We start from the raw sequence: 22,223 nt of genomic DNA, 5'->3' as shown, positions 1-22,223 counted from the left end.
ATTATACCTGTTTTTGCCAACCAAAAAAAGCTTTTTCTTTATTTGTTACTTTTTCTTAACTCATGCGTTTGTCGTGGAAACAATAAATTCACCGTTGTGACATCACGGTTTTCTTTTCTGCCGCAATTTATAAGCGCGCTTGTATTCATACATTTTTTCATCAGCCGCACTTAAAATGTCACTTACATTTAACGTATTATCCGCCCCTACTTTGATTACCCCGTAGCTGATGCTGCGTTCATAAACACAGTTACAGTTAATCAACCTCTTTCGCAATATTTCCAGCTTCTCCTTTGCAACTTCCGAATTCCAGTCTTCAGACAGCAGCATGAACTCATCTCCTCCTATGCGGCATATAACTGCTTCCGGTGTCAATTCGCTCATTTCATCCGATATACATGTAATGTACTTGTCTCCCTCTGCATGTCCATACCAGTCATTCACAAATTTCAGATTATCTATATCAACGAAGCACAGAACAAAGCTTCTGCCTTCCAAAAGCCACTTCTCCATAACCTCCATACCGTAACGCCTATTGTTTAATTGGGTCAAGGTATCAATATTTGCTATATTCTGAAATTCTTTCAGCTTTTCGCGCTCAGTGCATATATCCGTCAGAAGATTCAGTCTCCGTTGTTCAAGCTGCTCCACCATTTCATTAAAAGCCTCGGAAAAATCTCCCATAAAGTCTACCCTCTGTTGATAGTCTCCCTTAGCTACCTGCTGTGTCTGCCATGTAAGATGCTTAAGTGAAGCATGAAGCGCTTTAAGTGGGGCAGCCATTTCATTAATGGGTGACGGTAATTCAACTCCCAGATTTCCCTTTGATATAGCCTTGGCTAACGCGCCCATTTCCATTACACAATCAGAAAAAAGCACAAGATTTTTACCGAACTCCTGAAATTCTTCCGGCAGCTTCTGTAGGTCCAAAACAGCGTGTTCAGGATCGTATATTACATTATTCAAATAATCTTGCAAAACATCTGCAATGGAATCCATATGCTTCACCTTCCTTATTCGACTATACCCCGGAACCTGCACACTCTGTCACCGTTCGCCCAGCAATCAATTTCACGCACATTGTATTTTTTACCGGTGTATACTTCAAGGATGCCCGCAACAAAACCTTCGTCGTAATAACATACATTTTCGTTTGTGATGGGAATCCCGCTGCAGTCCAAATCTTCACTTACGGTGAGAACAATGTCCCCGGTATCTTCATTAAAATCTTCCATGCGAAGGATACCAATTTTCAGTTCTTTAAGCTTACATTGCAGTCTTGCAACAAAAGTATTGAATCCAACCTTCAGATCCAGAACGTTCTTTGCAAACTCCGTACCTGCCAAATGTCCTGCCTTACGGAAATGCTCATTTGCCGTTTCATTTCCGTATTCTTTGCTTAGTACATCAAGCATGGTATACTGCATCAGGCGATATACAATTACAGGCATTTCTTCTCCCAGATCCCCTCGACCCTTTTTTATATCGCCTAAGCTTTCCCATTTAAAGGTGTTGTGGTTATTTGTCTGCTTTTGCATATCTATCATAATATCCTCCGATAATCATCATCCTAAGTTTGAATTATTTGGATTAAATTTCAATTATAGAGAGATATTAACACAGCTTACAAGTACAAGTCAATAGAACAATGATTTTGAGTTTTCCCATTATATAAAACTATTGAACGCCTATAGAGAAATAAAAATAATAAAAATATAATCTATAATGGTAAAATACAAAATGTTCTTGATGTAGCAAACAAATACAAAGGCAATTACAGCTTGAAATTCAAGTGTAGAAATAAAAAGCATGTTTATTGCAAAATCAGCTATATTACTGTTAGATTATGCAAATTTTCAAAACAAGAATTAACTTTAATAGTAGTCTACTGTTTTGGAAAAAACCTTATGATATTACTTACAAATTAAAAGAAAAAATTATCTCTCTAAGTTTATTTATTATGCTCTTGTCTACTAGATTAAAAAGGTTTTGATGAAAACTAAAGTGAGTATTTAAAACTTAAAATATGTTAAATCACAACAGATTGATATATTTTTTGATTCCTATGATGGAGAAACTCGAAAAACAATGATACAAAAAATACTAAATTGTAAAAATATTATTTTATTGATCAACTAAATTTATTTAACTTAAATCATTAATACCATCAAACAATTATATTCAATATAAAAGTATTAATAATTCTTAACATTCTATTTTCATTAAATCCCTTACTTTTTTAGACCAAAAATCCGTTCTTATATTATAGGAGGTAAAAACAAATGAAAAGGTTATTGGAGATATTAAAGGATGCTAAAAATGGGGATAACGATGCAAAGGAAATTCTTTATGTGAAATTTAAACCTACTATAAATTATTATAGTAAAAAGCTTTACTATGAAGAAGCTCACACTGATCAAGACAAACCATTTACTTCCAGAAAAAAAAGCATTTTTAAAATTAAAAAAAGAATTGGAGGAAAACTATTAATATGGACGAGCATATATATGAATTAGCAAAATCACAAGGAATCTGGGCACTTCTATCCATGATTTTAATATTTTATATTTTAAAAGCTCAAGAAAAGAGAGATTCAAAGCAAGAAGATAGAGAAAAATCCTATCATAATATAATTACTGGTTTAAATAATAAGCTTGATATAATAGAGGTTATAAAAAATGATGTCAATGAAATAAAAAATTATATAAAAAAATCAGAATAGATTTACAATTAAGTAAAAAAAATCGTTTATATTATATATAAGACAAATCAACCCGGGAATTAAGTCTTAAAAATAAAAAAGGAGAATGAATAATGGCAAAAAAAACAAAAAACTTTAGTTTGAGTGGTATTCAAGATTTTATAGGTGACCTAGACGATGCAAGGGACATAGTAAATGCTGAGGATAGAAAAGCTGAAGTTGCGGCTCTTGCAGTTGGTATAATGCTTGGTTTTGCTGCACATCCAGCTATAGGAGCTCTTGTTGCAATAGGATTATTTGCAACTAGCGACTGGGACAACCTTAGTGATTTATGTGATGATGCAATTTATGAATTTGAGAATTATGAAGATTTTTTACAAAACAATCCTTTAACGTATGATTTGATAAGAGTAGAAATGACATATAAGAGTATAACATATGAAGGTATCACTTATAATTTACCAACAGATCTGAGAGTTGTTGCAGTGCACCAAATCAATCCTAATGGATGGATAACTCTATAATAATAACAATGTCAATCAAGAAAAGGCTTTTGGTGTGTCTGCCAAAAGCCTTTTCTTGATTGATATAAATATAAATCCCTGTTATCTTACTTGTGGTTCTAACCCCTTATACTAATTAAATGTTATATTATTTAATATATTAAAAACGTATTTCTAAGCATTATAATCGTTGCTATAAGCACTAAAATAAAATAAGTAATTAGGAATTTTTTTTTGCTATTTATAATCTTTTTCTTTTTCCATGTTTCATCATATAAAAAGAATATATAGAATGACACTATAATTATAAAATACAAAATCCACCAGATTATCTCTATTTTAGTTATTTCCAATATATTCTTATTTACTCTTAAATACAGAGACAAAAATACATAAATAATTGATACAATTATTATAAATATATATAATTTATTTTTTTTCTCATGTCCTTTGATAAAGTATCACCTCTAACTTTTACAAATTATATCTAATATAATTATATATTGTTTTACATGATTTGTAAATAATGATTATCAATAAAGTTAGCAAATTGATATTTAATGTTATTTCTTGGCTATTTTACAAAGCTATTGTAGTTCTGTTAAATCGTCTAAGGTTTTGAAACGGTAGCCGGCTTCCTTCCATTTAGTTATGAGCTCATCTAATATTTCCGAATTTGTTTTAGAAGTACTGTGCAAAAGTATTACTGCCCCAGGGTGAGTTCGCGGCAAAAGTTTACTGAAGGCATGCTCCTTAGTAGGTTGCTTATCGTTATACCAGTCAACGTAAGCCAAGCTCCAGAATATTGTTTTATAACCTAGATCCTTTGCCATTATTAAATTATCTTCGTTGAATTTACCTTGGGGAGGTCTGTAATATTTGGGCATATCTAATCCGGTTATCTGCTTATAAAGCTCTTCCAAGGAGATTAACTCTTTTTTAAAGGATTCAACATCTGATATCTTTGACATGTCCGGATGATTGTATGTGTGGTTTCCTACTATGTGACCTTCTTCAATCATTCGTTTTACCAGTTCCGGTTCTTCCTCTAAATAATGACCGACCAAAAAAAATGCCGCCTTAATCTCATGCTTTTTCAAAACATCAAGTATACTTGGTGTAAATCCGTTTTCAAATCCCGCATCAAAGGTCAAATATATATCTTTCAAATCATCTTTGCCCACATAGTAAGCGTTGTATTCTTTAAGAGCCCTTGCTGAGGCATTTCCTACAGGAGGTTTCCCATTTTCTCTGAAACTTAACCCCCAGTTCGTAATTTCTGTTGAAACGGTAACAGAAAAGTTAAACATTGCTTCATAAATAAAAAGACAAGCAAATATTAAAACTACACAGCCTAACAAAATTCCGATTGTTTTTTTTCTTATATATATAAACATATCCATCACCCCTATACTATATATATAAGAAAATGTGGACATTATGTATTTATTTTAGGAAATTGAATTGTATTTTACGTATTACTGTCAATTCGTCCTCACTGAACGATAGCAAAATTTGTCCTAACCCCATTTATCAGATTTATGGGGACACACCTTTGGTTAAGGGATAGTCTTTGGAGTATAAGGAATATCCCCTTCAAAATGAGATTCCCCCTTAACTTTCGGAATGACAAAAATGGACGATTTACGTTTATTCACATCAATGACGAGAGAGCACAATATTGACACATTAATAACAATGCCAAGTTTTGCAAAGGAACCTTTGACAGGGAAGATATTATAGATTATAATACTAATTAGCTTTTAACAGACATAACCCCTTTTTCAATTTTTTTAATGAAAAATGGATGGAATTAATGATTTTCTGGAGGAACTATGCTTGAACATTTAATTAGTATTATCGTGCCAAATATTGCACATATTTTGGAATTAATAGGTGTTTTTATAGTAATTTATTCTGCGCTTAAAACTTTTGGCCGGTATGCAATAAGATTTTTTAATTTTTCAGATGAAACAATTAAGATTGAATTTTCTCAGGCTCTGGCCATGGCTTTGGAATTTAAGCTTGGTGCCGAAATACTCAAAACCTTGGTTATAAGAACTATTGATGAATTAATAATTCTTGCATCCATAGTTGTTTTAAGAGCAGCATTAACTTTGATTATTCATTGGGAAATCGAATCAGACTCTAAAAGATGTAATCATTTCCTGGATCTTAAGAAATTTAACAAAAAAAATGAAGAAGAATCCTCACACGAAGTGTAAAATTAAAATCGACGAACAAATGTCCTCCTCACATAAGGAACATTGTGAGGAATAAGAAAAACGGTGTAGCTATAACGGCTATGCCGTTTTCTTATTCTTTCAAGATAGCTTTCTTTATAACAGCGCCCCTATTAGAACTAAATGTAATTTGACATACATGATTTTTGATACATAATACTTGCAGTAATAATCAAGATAGCTGCCATGCCCCATAGAGTCGGCATAATATGAAAGGATAAAAACCAGTTAAGTAATATAGGCGCCGCCACCGCAATCATTCCAATAATGCCGGATATAATAACCGGGATACTTTGCTTTACCACCACCATTTCGCTGTTCCACTCATAATTTGGATATTTTTTATTTAGAAAAATACCAAGTACACCAATAAAGATAGAATAACAAACAGGGATAATTAAAAGGCCGGTAAATTGAATTAAGCTCATATTCAACCGTGTAATGACGGCAATTACAGCAAAGAAATACCCGAAAGCATGCAACGTCAAATTTACAGCAAGTTTACTATTCAAAATCATTTTTATTGACACAGGAGAGCTTTGCAGTATCCACATATTTTTTCCTTCTAAGGAAATGGAAGAAGCGGCAGGACAACTTAAAGAAAGCATTGATGCAATAACAATAGGTGCATAGTTGGCGAGAAAACCGCCCATATCCTCAATCCCCGCATAAAGGCCTAATTTCTGCGGGGAGATAACTAACAACAATATGCTAAAAACACATAATAGTATCACTCCAAGCCCTGTATTCAAAACTGCCGTGTATGAACTGAAAAACCGCCCCAATTCTTTTTTATAGAGCGTTGCAAATGATGATTGACGTTTGATAACTCCCTTGTATCTGGTATATTTTGATGATGTGTTGAAAAGCTTATTAAACAAGTCATATTTTTTGGATACTATCTTTACGAATAAATAAAAAATCACAGAAGATAGAATGATAAAAGTACCTATACCTTCTAACACTAAAAGACTAAAGTTTTTCAAAAACAGCTCAGATAATGGATAAATTTCGGTAATCTGTTTCGCAAGCTCAACTCCAAGACTGACCATATCACTATCACCATGCGTACCTGAAATTCCTATATATCCAACTAATCCAAGGGCTGCAAATGAAAACACTAAAGCTAGAATATTTCTGTTTTTAAAACAAGATGAAACCATAACAACCAGAACACCAATAAAAGATGCCATACACATGGGTATCAGCGGAACAAAGAAAACCGATGCAAAGTAGAGTGCAAATCGCAAAATATCTGTTTCAGCATTTATAACCCAGACAATTCCGCCCGGAACCATAAAGACAAAGCCAACCAAAAAGTTTAATAAATACATAAACAGGAACTTACTGCTGATGACTTCACCGACCTCTACAGGCAAGGACGAAAGCATATCTATATCACGGCTGCCAAATAATATGCCATTGGAGCGAAGCATTGTCAGAAAAAATATTGCAAAGCTGGATATTGCAACCATATAAGCGGGTATCAATTCTTGTTCTCCAACCTGCACCAAAATTTTTGCAGTTAAGACATTATAAATGCAGATGAACAACATAAGCGTTATCACACCAAGGCCCATAATAACAGCCGTATTTTGCTTCTTATTCCACGGCTCTCGAATTTCATTGATAGGGAAAAAATTTATTATTTGCGCTCTAAGTAATATCCATGTTTTATTCATATATCCTGTACCTCCATAAAGAAAGACTCCAAAGATTGATTGCCCTTAACCGTTTCTGTCGGTCCGCTTGCTATAAGTTTCCCTCCTTTGATAATGGCAATCTTATTACAAAGTTTTTCTGCAACATCAAGTATATGTGTAGAAAAGAAAATTGCACCACCGTCAGAAACACACTCCTGCATTATCTGTTTCAGTGTAAATGTCGCTTTAGGGTCAAGACCAACAAACGGCTCGTCCAAAACCAACAGCTTAGGGGAATGTACCAATGCGGATATAATAGCTGTCCTCTGCTTCATTCCGTGAGAATAAGATGCAATAATATTTCCAAGATTTCCGGTCATTTCAAATAGGTCCCCGTATTTTTCTATTTTTGCCGTGCGTTCATCAGTTGGAATATCAAATAAATCAGAAATAAAGTTAATGTATTGATACCCTGTTAAATGTTCATACAAGTCCGGGTTATCGGGTATATACGCCATCATCTTTTTACAGATAATCGGCTCTTTTTTGATTGAATGACCACAAACTGTAATTCTGCCACTGTCAAAATCGTGGATACCTACCACAGCTTTAATCGTTGTTGTCTTTCCTGATCCATTTGCTCCAATGAAGCCGTAAATATCTCCAGGATCTATTGAAAGAGATAGATCATCAACGGCCTTTTTCTTCTCGTTATAAGATTTGGTAAAGTTCTTAATTTCTAACATATTTAGCCTCCTTAAGTGACAACTTGTCAGTTGTGATTTAAAATAATGCCGATAGCTATCGGAAAAGCAAATTATCAAACTGACAAATCGTCAGTTTGATTGCCAAGAAAACCAATGACAATCAGCCATTGGTTTATTAGCTGTTAAAAATAGATGGATCTGTTCCTAAAGCTCGTGCCAGCAATGTTTTGAACGCAATGAAATAACCATTTGCTTTCTCTTCGTCCAGATATAACGCGTTCATGTCATTAGAAGCGAACACATATCCAGTCATAAGGAAATAAGCGGTTTCCGAAGGGTATTCCACATAAAAGACCTTTTCCGAAACACCCTGCTCAATGATATAAGTAAAATATGCCGTCACTTTTCTAATGAAATTATGTGAAAATTTGTCCATCATATAACGGTTTTGCTCAAGATCAACTGTCTTTTGCAATTCTACCATCTCGTTTGTGATAGTATCGGTGGAAATAAGTGTAACCTCCAAGAAGGACCTAATTTTTTCTATTGCTGATTTATCTTTGTCATAAGAAATTGCTGACAGATTCCGTAATAGTGGCTCTGAATACCGTTCTACCATGCAATAAAGAATATCTTCTTTATTCTTGAAGTGATAATATAATAAACCGCGTGATATTTTTACTTTATCAATAATATCCTGTGTAGTAGTATTCATATATCCTTTTTCCATGAATAACAACAATGCAGCCTCCATAATTTCGGCTCGTCGCACCTCAGGCTCTTTTACATCTCTCATTTTTACTCTCCTTATAGATTTAGTATAATACGTAACTGACAAATTGTCAATCGCTATTTACAGATAAAACGTAAAACGGGGACGGTTCTTTTTGTTTCCAAATGCGAAACAAAATAACCGTCCCTGTTTTATCTACGTTCTTACAGTGCTTTTTTTAGCACTTCCTCTAATTTTTCCAAGGTTGGAACACCTTCATGTATTTTTACTCCGTCAACATAGAATGTAGGTACGTAGTAATAATCGTGAGCGCTTGCAGCTTGAACGTTTTCAGATTCTTCAATATATTCAATATCAATTTCTGAATAACTGGAATTTTGTGATTTTAATTCTTCAAGCATTTTAAAAGCACGCTTGCAATGCGGGCAATTTTGTAAATAAAAAGCTTTGATTTTTTTCATTTTCTCTCCTTTAATCTATAATAATTCTATTTTTTTATTTATTATTTCGTGTATACGGCTGTTATACTCCTCTAAGCTTTTAAAGTTCCGGACCGGTTCATGCCTAACCTTATCCTGAAGTATTTTGCTTGAGGCACCTAAGCCACAGGCAAGTATTGTTTCTAATTCCTCAATTATAATCATATTATAAATACATTCCCTATCAGGCAATGTAAATCCGATATTTTCTGAATTACCTTTAATATTTTTTTGTCTGTACATATAGTATGGAGCATATCCGGATGATTGGCATTTTTCATTGACAATCTCATGCATTTTAGCCATTAAATCATAATCCTTCGACATTTCCTGAGTTTCTCTCATAAGCTCCGATTTCTTCTTGTATGACAGCGAGTGCACGGTTATATTTTCAGGCTTCAGCTTGACTATTTCTGTTATTGTATTTCTGACATCCGATTCATCTTCACCTGTCAGTCCTAATATTACATCCATATTGATTGCAAACCCTATTTCTTTTGAAAGCTTATATTTTTGAATTACATCATCTATCGTGTGGCTTCTTCCGATTAAGTTTAAGGTTTTTTCATTCATCGTCTGAGGATTGATGCTTATTCTGCTGACATTGTTTCGTTTTAAGCATTCTAATTTTTCTCTGCTTAAGGTATCTGGTCTTCCTGCTTCAAATGTAACTTCTTTAATCTTAGTTAAGTCATAGTATTTACTTATCGAAGAAAATATTAAATCAATTTGGGCTTCGTTAAGTACTGAAGGCGTTCCTCCCCCAATATAGACAGTATTTAAATTCATATCTTTCTTTAAAGCAAGCTCAATAGTTTTTTCAATTTCATAAATCAGACTCTTTAAATATACATTAATTTTATCCTCTTTTGTATTTACAAAGGAAGTAAAGGAACAATAGCTGCACTTAGACGGACAAAATGGTATGCTCACATATAAATTATAATTTTTTGTATTTTGTTCGGCAGATATATACTTGCTCTCAATCTTTAATATTTCCCAAAGAAGCTTGATTTTGTCGTTCTTAATTTCATATGTGTCTTTGAGTATCCGGTTTATTTCATCATCGCTTTTCGAATTATTTTTAGCTGTAATCAGAATTTTAATCACTCTTACACCTGTTAAAATCCCATAATCCGGTTCCACATTATAGTGTTTCTTCAGCACATTGTGAATTGCTTTTACAACAAGGGTTTTCTTCAGCTTCTTTTCATTATTGCTTTCTAAAAGTATTTCTTCACTGTTAAAAGCAGCATGATACAACAAAGCTCCATCTTTATATAAATATGCTTCGGCCAGAATTATGTCATCATTTTCTTTCAATATTGACGCCAAGCATAGGCCTTCTTTATCAATGTCGTTTAATTCACTGCAATATTTAATTATATAATGTAAATTTAAATCAAAAACTCGTAGGGCATTTCTTGATTCGTATTCAAAATTATGCCCTGTCAAATAAAATTTTAACATCTTTCTTTAATTAAAAAATGGATTGCCGAGCTTTTCGGATTTTATCGTTGAAGGAGAATTGTGACCGGGATAAATAGTGATGTCTTCATCATATTTAAAGATTTTTTCTGTTACAGACTTAATTAATTCTTCGTATGATCCTCCGGGTAAATCAGTCCTGCCTATTGATTTGTTAAACAATGTATCACCTGTCATCATTATATTGCCTACCTTGATACAAACTCCTCCCTTAGTGTGCCCGGGAGTATGTATAATTTCAAATTTTAATTCTCCAAGCTCCAATACGTCCCCGTCATTAAGCAATACATCAGGTTTAATTGAAATATTTTTTCCCACTATTTGTTTGGAAAAATTTATATTGCTATCCTTCAGATATTCGGCGTCATCCTTATGTATGTATACTTTAGCACCATATTTTTCAACAATATCTAAGACAGCACCTATGTGGTCTCCGTGAAAATGTGTAAGAATAATCATTTTAGGGATTAACTTAAGTTCCTCTATCAAACTTTCAATTTTATTAAAATCCGCACCTGGATCAATAATTGCCGTTTCCCTGCTAATTTCACTTCCAATTATATAACAATTAGAATAATATGAACCAACTGCAAATCCTTTAAATATCATAAGCTCCTCCTAAAAACCTTTTTTACTGTCTAAAAGTATCGTAACAGGTCCGTCATTTACCAATTCAACCTGCATATCAGCTCCAAATTCACCCTCTTGAGTAAATATGTTCTTTTCCTTCATGCTGCTGATAAATTTTGTGTACATGGGTATTGCTTTGTCTGGTTGAGCAGCTTCAGTGAAACTTGGTCTTCTGCCTTTTCTCGCATCACCAAGAAGAGTGAATTGTGATATAATCAGCAAACTCCCACCCACATCCAACAAGCTCTTATTCATTTTTCCGTTTTCATCTTCAAATATTCTTAAATTCGGAACCTTATCACACATATATTCCAAATCCTTTGCATCGTCATTGCCTTCAACGCCTAACAATAGTAAAATACCATGGTTGATTTCACCGATTACCTTATTGTCAACCGTTACATTTGCACGCTTTACGCGTTGCACAACTGCTCTCATTTCTTATTCTCCTGTTATTTGTCTGCTATGAATAAAGCTATACAGATGACACCGCTCTGTCATTCTGAACCTCAAGTGAAAAATCTCAGGATGACAAAATGCTTTTACTTCTTATTTCTGTAAACTTCCAATACACCGTCTAATCTTTTAATTTTTTTAATTAAATCTTCTATCTGTTTAGTTTCCTGTATTTCAAAGCCTATATCAACAATTGCTATTCTCTCTTTATTAACTCTCAAATTTAAAGATACGGCATTTAATTTTGCTTCAGAATATAAATTAGTAAGATCCTGCAAAAATTTTGGTCTGTCAAGAGCTTTAATCTGAAGCTCGCTCACAAATTTTACCTTCTTACCCGTATCCCATTCAACCTCTATAAATCTTTGGTCTTCGCTATCGTTTAAATCATGTATATTTGTACAGTCGGCTCTGTGCACTGAAACTCCTCTTCCCCTCGTTATATATCCAACGATTGCATCTCCGGGTACCGGAGTGCAGCACTTGGAAAAGCGAATTTTAACATTATCTATACCTTTTATTATAACACCTGAAGCATGCTTCTCAATACTTGAAGGTGCTTTATTGGCAACATTTTTCTCAAGGCTTTCAATTTTTTCAAGCTCTATTTTATCTTTATTTTTTTCAAGATAAATTAGCTTTAATCTGTTTACTATTTGATTTTCGGTGATGCCCCCATTACCAACCGCCGCATAAAGATTACTTGCGGTGTACAGACTGTATTTTTCGGCAACTGTTTTAACCCAATCATCCTTTAACAAATCACCGACCAAAAATCCTTGTTTCTTGATTTCTCTCTCAACAAGCTCCTTACCTTTTTCAACATTGAATTCTTTATCTCTTTCTTTAAAGAATTTTCTGATTTTCGATTTAGCCTGACTTGATGCGGCAATTTTAAGCCAATCCCTGCTGGGACCATTGCTTTGCTGCGACGTTAAAACTTCTACCTGATCCCCGGTTCTAAGTTTTGTATCAATCGGAACGATTCGCCCGTTAACCTTAGCACCAACACACTTATTACCCACAGCACTGTGAACTCTGTACGCAAAATCTATCGGTGTTGAACCTGTAGGCAGATTTACGACCTCCCCCTTCGGAGTAAATACAAATACCTCATCGGCATACAAATCTATTTTTAATGATTCCATAAACTCCTGAGGATCATTTGTTTCCTGTTGCCATTCGAGCATTTGTCGCAACCAGTTCAATTTTTCCTCATAATGAGCTTGCTCATCAATTCCTTCTTTATATTTCCAATGCGCTGCGATACCGTATTCGGCAGTTCTATGCATATCTAATGTTCTGATTTGTATTTCAAAGGGTTCTCCCTGAGGACCTATAACCGTGGTATGCAACGATTGATACATATTTGGCTTAGGCATTGCAATATAGTCCTTAAACCTTCCGGGTATAGGTTTCCATAATGTATGAACAGTACCTAATGCACCGTAACAATCCTTAATGCTGTCAACAATTAGTCTCACTGCTATTAAATCATATATTTGTTCAAATGTTTTATGCTTGAAATACATTTTCTTATAAATTGAATACAAACTTTTCGGTCTTCCCTTAATATCTGCCGGTATATTGGACTCATTGAGTTGTTCGTACATAATTGAAATAATATGATCAATATAATCCTTACGTTTCTCGCTTTTTTCCTGTACCTTTCTTACCAGATCCTCATATCCGTCAGGATCTATATACTTTAAGCTCAAATCCTCTAATTCCCACTTAATTGAAGCCATACCGAGACGATTTGCAATCGGAGCATATATTTCGATGGTTTCCATTGCTTTTTGGTATTGCTTCTCTTTCGGCATGTACTCAAGGGTTCTGATGTTATGCAGGCGGTCGGCAAGCTTTATGATAACCACTCTGATATCCTTTGACATTGCAATTATCATTTTTCTTAATGATTCAGCCTGACGTTCCTCTTTATTTCTGTATTTGACCTTACTCAGCTTTGTAACACCGTCAACCATATTGGCAATTTCTACGCCGAATTCTCTTTTTATATCATCATCGGTTATACCTGTATCCTCAACTACATCATGGAGAAGTCCGGCTGCAATTGTTTGAACATCAACGTGTAAGTCGGCTAAAATGAGCGCAACATGGTAAGGGTGAACGAAATATCTTTCACCGGAAAATCTTGTTTGTGCATTTGAGTGAGCCATTTCCGCATAATTGTATGCCTTGGCCACAACCGCTATATCTGCATTTGGATTGTATGATTCAATTTGATTGATTAAATTTTCAAGCATGTTATCTCCTGTAACAATGAATAATGAACAATTAACAATGAACAACTAACAGTTAATGAAAATTGTGCCGTGCACAATTTCTTTTATTTCACATACAGTATAAGCGACTGACACCAAATCAAAAGTTTGGGTCATCTGCTTATTCATTGTTCACTGTTCACTGTTCACTGTTCACTGATTCAGTATTAACTTTAGTTAATACTGAATCAATGATTCTACCTTGTATCCTTCTAATTTTTCTCTTCCGTTTAAATCGTTAAGTTCTATTAAAAAACCAAGTCCCACTACTTCTCCGCCAAGCTTTTCTACAAGTTTAGCGGCTGCATACATAGTTCCTCCGGTAGCTAATAAATCATCTATTATCAATACCTTCTGACCCGGCTGGATTGCATCTTTGTGGATTTCCAACTTATCGGTTCCATATTCAAGCTTATATTCGTAGCTTATTGTTTCAGCAGGAAGCTTCCCCGGTTTTCTTACAGGTACAAAACCTGTTCCTAATAAATAGGCAAGAGGTGTAGCAAAAATAAATCCTCTTGATTCAGGTCCTATTACTATATCAACATGAACATCCTTAAATCTTTCCGCCATTTGATTAATACAATCCTTTAATGCATCAGCATCCTTCAAAAGTGTTGTAATATCCTTAAAACTGATTCCTTCTGCAGGAAATCCATCAATTACTCTGATTTTCTCTTTTAAGTCCATATTATATCCTCCGGATAAGCTCTATTTTTTTATATACAGCATAGTTTCCTTCAATGCATACTGTATATTGTTTGCTTTTTTCAACATACAAATAATTTCTTCCGCTGTTATTTTAGTATTATATAATCTGTTTAGCTTTTCAACAAGCATAAATATATCGGTTTTAATTATTTTTGATTTAGTTTTATTAATGATTGAATTAATCATCTTTAATTTTTCTTCGTCAATACTATATTCAAACGCTTCATCTTCTTCTATATTCTGTAAAATCAACTGAATTGATTTTCTTCCGTTAAATTCATTTAAACATAATGTAACTGCATATGCATATGGTTTCGTAAGGGCTTTTTCCAATAAATTAATTTTATTAAATCCAATGACCGATATGTCGTTGCTTCCGTCTGTTAACACAATGCTTAAATGATTTCCGTCCTTTCCTACTTTTTTAATGCTTTTTATGGACGGTTTGGAAAGTGCAAGAAGCGGGGTGTGGTTACCGGCGCCAAATGGTTCAAATTTACATATTTCATTATACAGATCAATATTTAAATCTTTTACGTATACATAAGAATCAGCAGAAATTTCCTTTACGTTTATTTCTTCATATTGATCTTGAATGTAGTTGTTTAATTCATTAGAGAAAGCATTTATATTTTCTTCTTGTATGGTTAAACCGGCAGCAAGCTTGTGACCGCCATATTTAACTAAGTATGAATCTGCCGCTTTAAAACTTTCAAAAATATCTAAATAGTCCAAGCTCCTTGCAGAGCCCTTTCCTACATTATCCTTTACGGAAATAACAACACTCGGTCTTTCATACTTTTCAGTAAGCCTTGATGCAACAATGCCAAGTACTCCCTCATGCCAATCAGTTCCATATACAACGATTATATTTTTCCTATATAAAAATTCCGTTTCTATTTTCTTAACAGCTTCTTCAAAAATTACACTTTCTGCTTTCTTTCTCAATAAATTTAAGCTTTCAAGCTCCAAAGCAAGGAGCTCTGCCTCGTTTTCATCCTCAACAAGTAAAAGTTTTATGGCTTTTTTAGCCGTATCCATTCTGCCTGCAGCATTTATTCTGGGTGCCACAATAAATCCGATATGAAATGAATCAATTTCCTTATCCTTTATTCCGGCTACCTCCATAAGCTTCTTCAAGCCGATAAGCTTTGTATTGTTAATCTTTTTTAATCCGTTTTTGGCAATAATTCTATTATCCCCTATTAAGTCAACAATATCTGCAATCGTTCCTAAGCACGCAAGCTCCAATAAAATATCTTCTACATTTTGTACATTCAGATATTTGTTTAAAGCCTTCAAAAATTTAAAAGATAGTCCGGAAGCACAAAGCTGCTTATTTTTTGACGGACAATCTTTTTGTTTTGGATTAATTATAGCATATGCGTCAGGCAATTCCTCTTTGCACTGATGGTGATCTAAAATAATAACATCCTTGTTTAAACTGCTTATTTCACGTATTTTCTCTATTTCAGCTATACCGCAGTCAACTGTTATAATCAAATCTGCTTTTATAGAATTATCTTTTAACATCCCTATAAAATCTGAGCTTATGCCATAGCCCTCTGTTTCTCTTTCGGGAACATAATATTCTATGCTTGCGCCTGCCTTTTTAAGCAAAATTATGAATTGGCAAATGGAAGTAACTCCGTCAACATCATAATCTCCATAAACTACCATATGCTCGCTGTTTTTTACAGCTTCTAAAATTCTATCAGCGCCCTTTTGTAAATCTTTATAATTTTCTGCGCTTTCGAAGTATTTATAATCCGGGTCAAGAAATTCTTCTATCTCATCAAATGTTCTTAAATTTCTGTTTAACAATATCCTTGAGGATATGTCGGAAAGATTGAATTTTTTACTTATATCATCAATATCTTTCTGATCATATTCATTCACTTTCAGCTTCACTTTTTTCATCGTTTAATTCAGTGCCGACGCTTTCGTTTATAGTATCAGAATCAACCTTAGACTCTAATTCATTTTTTAATGCTTTTATTTCATTACTAAATATTTCAATCGTTTCTTTTTGTGTTTTAGTTTTTTCCTCAAGCTCAGAAATTTTTGATAAAAGTTCATTGTTTTTTTCCGTTAATGTTTGTATTTCCTGCTGTAAATCATTAACGGTTTTGTCAACAAGCATCTTGTCGTTTTCAAGGGTTTTGATCTTATTTTTAAGTTCCTTTGATTCGGATCTTTTCTTAAATTGTCTTGTTGTACCTAATGCCAATACTAAAACAGCTCCAATAATAATACATACCATTATTATTACGGCTAAAGGCATATCGACTCTTGCCAGAAACAAATCCAAGCTGACTAAATCTCCGTTCTGAATAGAAAAGATCGCAACGAATATTGCTATTATTAATACTACTATAAACCCAATTTGCATACTTACACTCCTCTCCTGTTGTTTAAATAAATTTTCCTAAAATATTGATGTTTACATTATACTATACAATAGTATATATTTACCACAATTTTTTATTATCAAACTATATTTTAGATTATTATGACAATTTGCCCTTAATATATATTGAACATTCTATACGTTTTTTCTCTAACTCGCACCCCACACTGTACGGTATGTTAAAGTCCTTGTTGAAATTATATGCATTGGCATGACATCCGCCGCTGCAATAGTACTTAGCCCAGCAATCCTTACACACAGGCTTTTCATTTACAGATACATTTTTAAATTTATCTGTTATTTCTTCATTGCAAATGCCTTCATCAACATTTCCTATAACAAACTCATCCTGTCCCACAAACTGATGGCATGGATATATATCTCCGTTGGGAGTTATGGCAACATATTCCGTTCCCGCTCCGCAACCAATTGATCTTTTATAGATGCACGGACCTCCGTCAAGCTCAATATTAAAATGGAAGAAATTAAACTTTTTATTCTCTTCTTTATTGCTTTCAAGATAAAGCTCAGTCAGCTTTTCATATTCTTCCTTAAGAATTTCCAGATGCTCTTCCTTCAAGGCGTATTTTTCTTCAGGACTTGCTACAACAGGCTCCACAGATATTTTATCGAATCCTAAATCGCGGATATGCTTAACATCCTCTGAAAAATCTAAATTATATGCGGTAAATGTTCCTCGTGCAAAGTAATCCTTGTCCATTCTTTTAGAAACAAAATTTTGAAAGTTCTTTACGATTGTCTCATAGCTTCCCTTTTCATTGATTGTTTTGCGCATACGGTCATTTGTAGATTTTCTGCCGTCAATGCTTAAAACAACATTGTCCATATTTTCATTTATATAATCGATTTTTTCGTCATCTAAAAGCACACCGTTTGTAGTAATTGTAAATCTGAAATGCTTATTGTGTTTTTCTTCTAATGACCTGCCGTAATCCACAAGCTTTTTGATAGTTTCAAAATTCATTAACGGCTCACCGCCAAAGAAATCTACTTCTAAATTTCTTCTGAGTCCCGAATTATTAACTAAAAAATCAAATGCCTTTTTACCGGTTTCATAGCTCAAAATTTCTCTTTCACCCTTGTAGCTTCCTTGTGAAGCAAAACAATATTCGCATCTCAGGTTGCAGTCATGAGTCATGTTTAAGCACATTGCTTTAATTGCCGGTTTAATTTTATTTACCGCATTCGTTTCCTCTGTATAAAGCATGTTATTAACTATGAGATAATTTATTTCGGATATTGCTTCACTGACTATATCCCTGCCATGCTTATTTTCCAGTTCCTTAACCTTATGATCGCATTTGAAGCTGTCATCGTTTAATAAATCGTAAATTATTTCGTCAACTACATGTACTAAGCCACTGTTTGTATCAACCGCAAAATACATGTCGTTCATTTTAAATAAATGTATCATTTTTCCTCCGAAAATATTCTGTATATATTATATAAAATAAATAAATGCAAGCTATAAACTTGCAAATCCAGTATACAAATAAAATGTAGTGGCTCAGCCACTACAGATTTATTTATTCTCGCACTTTTGATTTCCTACCGTACAAGAAGTTTTACATGCAGATTGACATGAAGTCTGGCATTCTCCGCATCCTTTTACATTCATATTATCTGTAAGCTTTGTTTGGTTAAGTGTTTTAATATGTACCATAATAACCCTCCCTAATGAACTCCATAAATTATAGCACTTATTTATAGCATTTTAAAGTATTTTTTTTTAGTTTTATCTTTTTGGTATTTTCAACTTAGTATTAACTCCTAAAATCCCTCCCACAATGGCTACGGGAAGATATAATAATTGTCTCACAATACTGATTTCACCGGGATAACTGAAAATTACCTTCATTAAAAGAACCAATGCAAAATACACAATCCAAATTTCAATTCCTCTTATTAAACCTCTTTCATGTACACTTTTAGCATACAGTAATGACACGATAAATATGCAAAGGGGTACTGCTATACTGTAACTGATTTCTGCTGCGGGCTGTTTTGAAAAAAAGTACATATATATTGTTATAAAAAAGAATACAACAAGTATCATTATAAGCAGGTACAGTGAATATTTAAGCAATTTAACTATATTCATAATTATCCTCCATTTTTTGTTTTCATTAAATCTTATTCAAAATCAAGTAAAAAAGAACTTTTAAAGACAAAACTTCCCTATTTAGTTATAAAATTTCTTGACATTTCAATTTAGGTTTGCTAAAGTAAACATACTAAGAGGGAGTAGTTTTAAATTTTCAGTCAACAACACGGAATCATGGATTCTGGCTGAAAATCTGATTATGTAATTTAGGTAACAAGACTTTTAGTATATCTTTGATTTTTTAAAAAAAGAGATATACAAAAAGTCTTTTTTTTTAGAAAATTTGGAATACTAAGCAGACGACCCAAATTTTATATTTGGTGTCGGTCGCTTATGCTGTATGCGAAATTTGGTGTCAGTTGCTTATACTGTAAGTGAAATCAAAACTATAAAAAGGAGAGAATTATGTATTATCAAAAAAGCTCTGAAGATACATTGTTGAATTTAAATGTTCAAGCCAGCAATGGACTGACTCAGGATGAAGCGAAAAAACGGTTGGAGGAAAACGGACCGAATACTCTGGTTGAGAAACAGAGAAAAACTATTTTGCAGATGTTTTTGGCTCAGCTCAAGGATACGATGATTTATATACTTTTTGCTGCAGCAGCTATATCGGTCATCCTGCATGAAATAACCGATGCCGTCATAATTTTATCAATTGTTGTGATTAATGCAGTAATAGGAGTTGTACAAGAATCAAAAGCTGAAGCAGCTTTGGAAGCTTTAAAAAATCTTTCCAGTCCCACGGCTATGATTCGACGAAACGGTAAAGTTATGGAAATATCCGCAAGCGAATTGGTAGCCGGTGACATAGTTATACTAGAAGCCGGTCGTATAATTCCGGCAGATTTGCGATTATTACAGTCAGTAAATTTAAAGGTAGAAGAATCTGCGCTGACAGGTGAATCTGTTCCTGTAGATAAGGATGCGAACTTCATCGCTGCAGGAGAAATGGGTATCGGAGACAGAATAAATATGGCATATTCTTCAACAAGTGTAGCGTATGGGAGAGGAGAAGGTGTCGTTGTATATACAGGCATGGATACGGAAATAGGTAAAATTGCATCCATGCTTAATGAAAGTGTAGAAGAATTAACTCCGCTGCAGAAACGATTAAATGATCTTGGCAAGCTTCTTGGAATTGTAGCAATAGTTATAGTAGCGGCTATGTTCGGGATGGCATTGTTACAGGGAAGAGATATAATTGAAATGCTTATCACCGCAATTGCTTTGGCTGTTGCGGCGATACCGGAGGGCTTAACAGCAGTCGTAACAATCGTCTTGGCTCTTGGTGTTCAAAGAATGGTTAAGGTTAACACCATAGTGCGAAAGCTTCCGGCAGTTGAAACGCTGGGTGCGGTCAGCGTTGTCTGTTCAGACAAAACAGGTACTCTTACCCAGAACAAAATGACTGTTACAAAAATTTATTTGGATAATCAAACGAAGGATGTTACAGAGCTTTCATTTGATAAAAATACTGTTTTCGTTAAAGGCTTCGTACTTTGTAATGATGCTTCAACGGCTAATAACGAAAGGATCGGTGACCCGACAGAGCTTGCATTATTGGATATGGGAAAATTGGTCAATGTTACGAGAGAAGGTCTGGAGCAAACTAATCCGAGGATTAATGAGCAGTCATTTGACTCGGCTCGTAAATTAATGACGACAGTTCATAAGGAAGACAGCAAAGTGATGAGTTATACAAAGGGAGCTATGGACATACTCCTCGGAAGATGCTCAAAAATATACTTAAATGGTGAAGTTACGGAAATTACGGATCAGCATAAAGAGGATATTAATACGGCAGCTTCTGAAATGGCAAGAGGAGCCCTGAGAGTTTTAGCTTTAGGATATAAAGAGGATGATGACACGGCAAATGAAGAAAATCTTACATTTGTGGGACTAATAGGTATGATCGATCCTCCGAGACCTGAGGCGAAGGATTCTGTTCGGGTACTGGAGCAAGCCGGAATTACAACCATAATGATTACCGGAGACCACAAGGATACTGCTTTAGCCATAGCTAAGGATTTAGGAATTGCCGAAAACGAAAATCAATGTATAACAGGCAGTGATTTAAATGAATTAACTCAAGAACAATTAAATGACAGAGTAAGAGATTTGCGGGTATTCGCAAGAGTTTCTCCCGAACACAAGGTTATGATCGTTAAGGCATTTAAATATAACGGCAGTATAGTTTCAATGACAGGAGACGGCGTAAATGATGCTCCTTCTCTGAAAGCAGCAGATATAGGAGTAGCAATGGGTATAACAGGCACAGACGTTGCTAAGGGTGCCGCCGACATGGTGTTGACAGATGATAATTTTGCAACTATTGAAAAGGCGGTTGCTGAAGGAAGAGGAATTTACCATAACATTAAGAAAACAGTCTTGTTCCTTCTTTCATCCAACTTTGGAGAAGTTATTTCAATGTTCTCCGCTATAGCAGCAGGGCTTGCATCACCGCTTCAATCAATACACATTCTTTGGATTAACCTGATAACAGACTCGTTACCTGGATTGGCACTGGGAGTTGACCCTAAAGACACTGACATAATGAAAGCTAAACCAAGAGATCCAAATGAAAGCTTATTCGCTCACGGTGGATTGATATTTACGGTATATAACGGTTTTATGATAGCAGCTTTAACATTAGGAGCATTCCTGTGGTCACCGATTATTCACTTAAATGCGGAAGGTATGGCAGTAACTCTCGAAAATATAAAATGGATGCTTGGTCAGACACTTATAGTTAACGGAGCGGATTACAGCATCATAGAGCATGCCCAGACGTATGCATTTACTACATTGGGAGTGTCGCAGCTGTTCCACGCCATAGGTATGAGAAACTACGACAAATCTTTGTTTAAAATGAAGATGTTTGACAACAAATCAATGATTGCTGCATTTATAATAGGATTGGCTCTTCAGATAGCGGTTACAGAAATTCCTATTCTTACAGAGGTGTTTGAAACAAGCCAGTTAAGCCTGAAGGAATGGGGTAATTTAATTCTTATATCAATGGTTCCGTTATTGTCACATGAAATAATTGTTGCAGGTAAAAATCTGTTTGGAAAAACTGCATAGCACACAGATATTAATAAAACAG

The 22,223-nt window shown here is 34.3% G+C and carries 22 protein-coding genes; 5 read left to right on the top strand and 17 right to left on the bottom strand.

From position 1 onward, the window contains the following. Positions 1–102: 102 nt before the first annotated feature. Positions 103–999 (bottom strand): GGDEF domain-containing protein, encoded by an 897-nt coding sequence (locus HZF24_RS16115; RefSeq protein WP_179239392.1) that lies wholly within the window; start codon positions 997–999, stop codon positions 103–105. A 14-nt stretch (positions 1,000–1,013) separates the two neighbouring features. Next, entirely contained in the window at positions 1,014–1,547 is a 534-nt protein-coding gene (locus HZF24_RS16110; RefSeq protein WP_322790753.1) for a V4R domain-containing protein, read from the bottom strand. A 735-nt stretch (positions 1,548–2,282) separates the two neighbouring features. Between HZF24_RS16110 and HZF24_RS16105 the strand changes: the two genes are divergently transcribed. The 3 genes from HZF24_RS16105 to HZF24_RS16095 all read left to right on the top strand — a co-directional run bounded on the left by HZF24_RS16105 (position 2,283) and on the right by HZF24_RS16095 (position 3,225). Then, positions 2,283–2,516 carry a hypothetical protein gene (locus HZF24_RS16105; protein WP_179239391.1) on the top strand — a complete coding sequence of 78 codons (234 nt, stop codon included), beginning with the start codon at positions 2,283–2,285 and terminating at the stop codon, positions 2,514–2,516. Further along, entirely contained in the window at positions 2,492–2,722 is a 231-nt protein-coding gene (locus HZF24_RS16100; protein WP_179239390.1) for a BhlA/UviB family holin-like peptide, read from the top strand. The genes HZF24_RS16105 and HZF24_RS16100 overlap by 25 nt, the downstream gene beginning before the upstream one ends. Positions 2,723–2,814: 92 nt before the next feature. Beyond that, positions 2,815–3,225 carry a hypothetical protein gene (locus HZF24_RS16095; RefSeq protein ID WP_179239389.1) on the top strand — a complete coding sequence of 137 codons (411 nt, stop codon included), beginning with the start codon at positions 2,815–2,817 and terminating at the stop codon, positions 3,223–3,225. Positions 3,226–3,791: 566 nt separating this feature from the next. Here the strand turns inward: HZF24_RS16095 and pdaA are convergent. Continuing rightward, positions 3,792–4,601 (bottom strand): delta-lactam-biosynthetic de-N-acetylase, encoded by an 810-nt coding sequence (gene pdaA / locus HZF24_RS16090; protein WP_179239388.1) that lies wholly within the window; start codon positions 4,599–4,601, stop codon positions 3,792–3,794. 438 nt (positions 4,602–5,039) lie between these two features. On the opposite strand from pdaA, the gene HZF24_RS16085 reads away from it, so the two are divergent. Then, complete coding sequence (locus HZF24_RS16085; RefSeq protein ID WP_179239387.1) at positions 5,040–5,429, top strand: DUF1622 domain-containing protein; 390 nt, start codon at positions 5,040–5,042, stop codon at positions 5,427–5,429. 137 nt (positions 5,430–5,566) lie between these two features. On the opposite strand, the gene HZF24_RS16080 is transcribed toward HZF24_RS16085, so the two are convergent. The 14 genes from HZF24_RS16080 to HZF24_RS16015 form a co-directional block, all read right to left on the bottom strand. After that, on the bottom strand, positions 5,567–7,129 hold the full coding sequence (locus tag HZF24_RS16080; RefSeq protein WP_179239386.1) for a hypothetical protein: 1,563 nt from the start codon (positions 7,127–7,129) through the stop codon (positions 5,567–5,569). Then, positions 7,126–7,836: an ABC transporter ATP-binding protein gene (locus tag HZF24_RS16075; RefSeq protein ID WP_179239385.1), complete on the bottom strand. Its 711-nt coding sequence runs from the start codon at positions 7,834–7,836 to the stop codon at positions 7,126–7,128. The genes HZF24_RS16080 and HZF24_RS16075 overlap by 4 nt, the downstream gene beginning before the upstream one ends. Before the next feature lie 136 nt (positions 7,837–7,972). Beyond that, the gene (locus tag HZF24_RS16070; RefSeq protein WP_179239384.1) at positions 7,973–8,593 is read right to left on the bottom strand and encodes a TetR/AcrR family transcriptional regulator; all 621 of its coding nucleotides are present in this window, start codon (positions 8,591–8,593) and stop codon (positions 7,973–7,975) included. A gap of 140 nt (positions 8,594–8,733) precedes the next feature. Then, on the bottom strand, positions 8,734–8,991 hold the full coding sequence (locus tag HZF24_RS16065) for a glutaredoxin family protein (protein WP_179239383.1): 258 nt from the start codon (positions 8,989–8,991) through the stop codon (positions 8,734–8,736). Positions 8,992–9,006: 15 nt separating this feature from the next. Next, positions 9,007–10,479, bottom strand: coding sequence for a coproporphyrinogen dehydrogenase HemZ (gene hemZ, locus HZF24_RS16060; protein ID WP_179239382.1), 1,473 nt, complete (start codon positions 10,477–10,479; stop codon positions 9,007–9,009). Between the two features lie 6 nt (positions 10,480–10,485). Beyond that, positions 10,486–11,106, bottom strand: a complete 621-nt coding sequence (locus HZF24_RS16055) for an MBL fold metallo-hydrolase (RefSeq protein ID WP_179239381.1) — start codon at positions 11,104–11,106, stop codon at positions 10,486–10,488. A gap of 9 nt (positions 11,107–11,115) precedes the next feature. Further along, a complete protein-coding gene (gene dtd, locus HZF24_RS16050) occupies positions 11,116–11,565 on the bottom strand; it encodes a D-aminoacyl-tRNA deacylase (protein ID WP_179239380.1) in 450 nt (149 codons plus the stop codon). 104 nt (positions 11,566–11,669) lie between these two features. Then, on the bottom strand, positions 11,670–13,850 hold the full coding sequence (locus tag HZF24_RS16045) for a RelA/SpoT family protein (protein ID WP_179239379.1): 2,181 nt from the start codon (positions 13,848–13,850) through the stop codon (positions 11,670–11,672). Positions 13,851–14,045: 195 nt separating this feature from the next. Next, positions 14,046–14,558, bottom strand: coding sequence for an adenine phosphoribosyltransferase (locus HZF24_RS16040; protein WP_179239378.1), 513 nt, complete (start codon positions 14,556–14,558; stop codon positions 14,046–14,048). 21 nt (positions 14,559–14,579) lie between these two features. Further along, positions 14,580–16,499, bottom strand: a complete 1,920-nt coding sequence (gene recJ / locus HZF24_RS16035) for a single-stranded-DNA-specific exonuclease RecJ (RefSeq protein WP_179239377.1) — start codon at positions 16,497–16,499, stop codon at positions 14,580–14,582. Next, entirely contained in the window at positions 16,471–16,971 is a 501-nt protein-coding gene (locus HZF24_RS16030) for a LapA family protein (RefSeq protein WP_179239376.1), read from the bottom strand. Before HZF24_RS16030 ends, recJ begins: the two co-directional genes overlap by 29 nt. A gap of 118 nt (positions 16,972–17,089) precedes the next feature. Continuing rightward, positions 17,090–18,424 (bottom strand): thioether cross-link-forming SCIFF peptide maturase, encoded by a 1,335-nt coding sequence (gene scfB / locus HZF24_RS16025; protein WP_179239375.1) that lies wholly within the window; start codon positions 18,422–18,424, stop codon positions 17,090–17,092. A 108-nt stretch (positions 18,425–18,532) separates the two neighbouring features. Then, a complete protein-coding gene (gene scfA, locus HZF24_RS16020; protein WP_179239374.1) occupies positions 18,533–18,673 on the bottom strand; it encodes a six-cysteine ranthipeptide SCIFF in 141 nt (46 codons plus the stop codon). Between the two features lie 72 nt (positions 18,674–18,745). Continuing rightward, positions 18,746–19,111, bottom strand: coding sequence for a TIGR04086 family membrane protein (locus tag HZF24_RS16015; RefSeq protein WP_179239373.1), 366 nt, complete (start codon positions 19,109–19,111; stop codon positions 18,746–18,748). Between the two features lie 408 nt (positions 19,112–19,519). On the opposite strand from HZF24_RS16015, the gene HZF24_RS16010 reads away from it, so the two are divergent. Next, positions 19,520–22,201 (top strand): cation-translocating P-type ATPase, encoded by a 2,682-nt coding sequence (locus tag HZF24_RS16010; protein WP_179239372.1) that lies wholly within the window; start codon positions 19,520–19,522, stop codon positions 22,199–22,201. Positions 22,202–22,223 lie beyond the last annotated feature (22 nt).

This window comes from Sedimentibacter hydroxybenzoicus DSM 7310 (genome assembly GCF_013403245.1).
Classification (GTDB): domain Bacteria; phylum Bacillota; class Clostridia; order Tissierellales; family Sedimentibacteraceae; genus Sedimentibacter; species Sedimentibacter hydroxybenzoicus.
The sequence above is the reverse complement of the archived record's forward strand: the minus strand, read 5'-3'. Positions and strand labels throughout refer to the sequence as shown.

Bases quoted from the DNA above. Each gene is read 5' to 3' on its own strand.
- scfB (WP_179239375.1), bottom strand. From the start codon at position 18,424: ATGATACATTTATTTAAAATGAACGACATGTATTTTGCGGTTGATACA.
- HZF24_RS16055 (WP_179239381.1), bottom strand. From the start codon at position 11,106: ATGATATTTAAAGGATTTGCAGTTGGTTCATATTATTCTAATTGTTAT.
- HZF24_RS16075 (WP_179239385.1), bottom strand. From the start codon at position 7,836: ATGTTAGAAATTAAGAACTTTACCAAATCTTATAACGAGAAGAAAAAG.
- HZF24_RS16110 (WP_322790753.1), bottom strand. From the start codon at position 1,547: ATGATAGATATGCAAAAGCAGACAAATAACCACAACACCTTTAAATGG.
- HZF24_RS16010 (WP_179239372.1), top strand. From the start codon at position 19,520: ATGTATTATCAAAAAAGCTCTGAAGATACATTGTTGAATTTAAATGTT.
- HZF24_RS16100 (WP_179239390.1), top strand. From the start codon at position 2,492: ATGGACGAGCATATATATGAATTAGCAAAATCACAAGGAATCTGGGCA.
- HZF24_RS16085 (WP_179239387.1), top strand. From the start codon at position 5,040: ATGCTTGAACATTTAATTAGTATTATCGTGCCAAATATTGCACATATT.
- HZF24_RS16045 (WP_179239379.1), bottom strand. From the start codon at position 13,850: ATGCTTGAAAATTTAATCAATCAAATTGAATCATACAATCCAAATGCA.
- HZF24_RS16015 (WP_179239373.1), bottom strand. From the start codon at position 19,111: ATGAATATAGTTAAATTGCTTAAATATTCACTGTACCTGCTTATAATG.
- HZF24_RS16070 (WP_179239384.1), bottom strand. From the start codon at position 8,593: ATGAGAGATGTAAAAGAGCCTGAGGTGCGACGAGCCGAAATTATGGAG.
- HZF24_RS16095 (WP_179239389.1), top strand. From the start codon at position 2,815: ATGGCAAAAAAAACAAAAAACTTTAGTTTGAGTGGTATTCAAGATTTT.
- HZF24_RS16080 (WP_179239386.1), bottom strand. From the start codon at position 7,129: ATGAATAAAACATGGATATTACTTAGAGCGCAAATAATAAATTTTTTC.
- HZF24_RS16040 (WP_179239378.1), bottom strand. From the start codon at position 14,558: ATGGACTTAAAAGAGAAAATCAGAGTAATTGATGGATTTCCTGCAGAA.
- dtd (WP_179239380.1), bottom strand. From the start codon at position 11,565: ATGAGAGCAGTTGTGCAACGCGTAAAGCGTGCAAATGTAACGGTTGAC.
- pdaA (WP_179239388.1), bottom strand. From the start codon at position 4,601: ATGTTTATATATATAAGAAAAAAAACAATCGGAATTTTGTTAGGCTGT.
- scfA (WP_179239374.1), bottom strand. From the start codon at position 18,673: ATGGTACATATTAAAACACTTAACCAAACAAAGCTTACAGATAATATG.
- HZF24_RS16030 (WP_179239376.1), bottom strand. From the start codon at position 16,971: ATGCAAATTGGGTTTATAGTAGTATTAATAATAGCAATATTCGTTGCG.
- hemZ (WP_179239382.1), bottom strand. From the start codon at position 10,479: ATGTTAAAATTTTATTTGACAGGGCATAATTTTGAATACGAATCAAGA.
- HZF24_RS16065 (WP_179239383.1), bottom strand. From the start codon at position 8,991: ATGAAAAAAATCAAAGCTTTTTATTTACAAAATTGCCCGCATTGCAAG.
- recJ (WP_179239377.1), bottom strand. From the start codon at position 16,499: ATGAAAAAAGTGAAGCTGAAAGTGAATGAATATGATCAGAAAGATATT.
- HZF24_RS16115 (WP_179239392.1), bottom strand. From the start codon at position 999: ATGGATTCCATTGCAGATGTTTTGCAAGATTATTTGAATAATGTAATA.
- HZF24_RS16105 (WP_179239391.1), top strand. From the start codon at position 2,283: ATGAAAAGGTTATTGGAGATATTAAAGGATGCTAAAAATGGGGATAAC.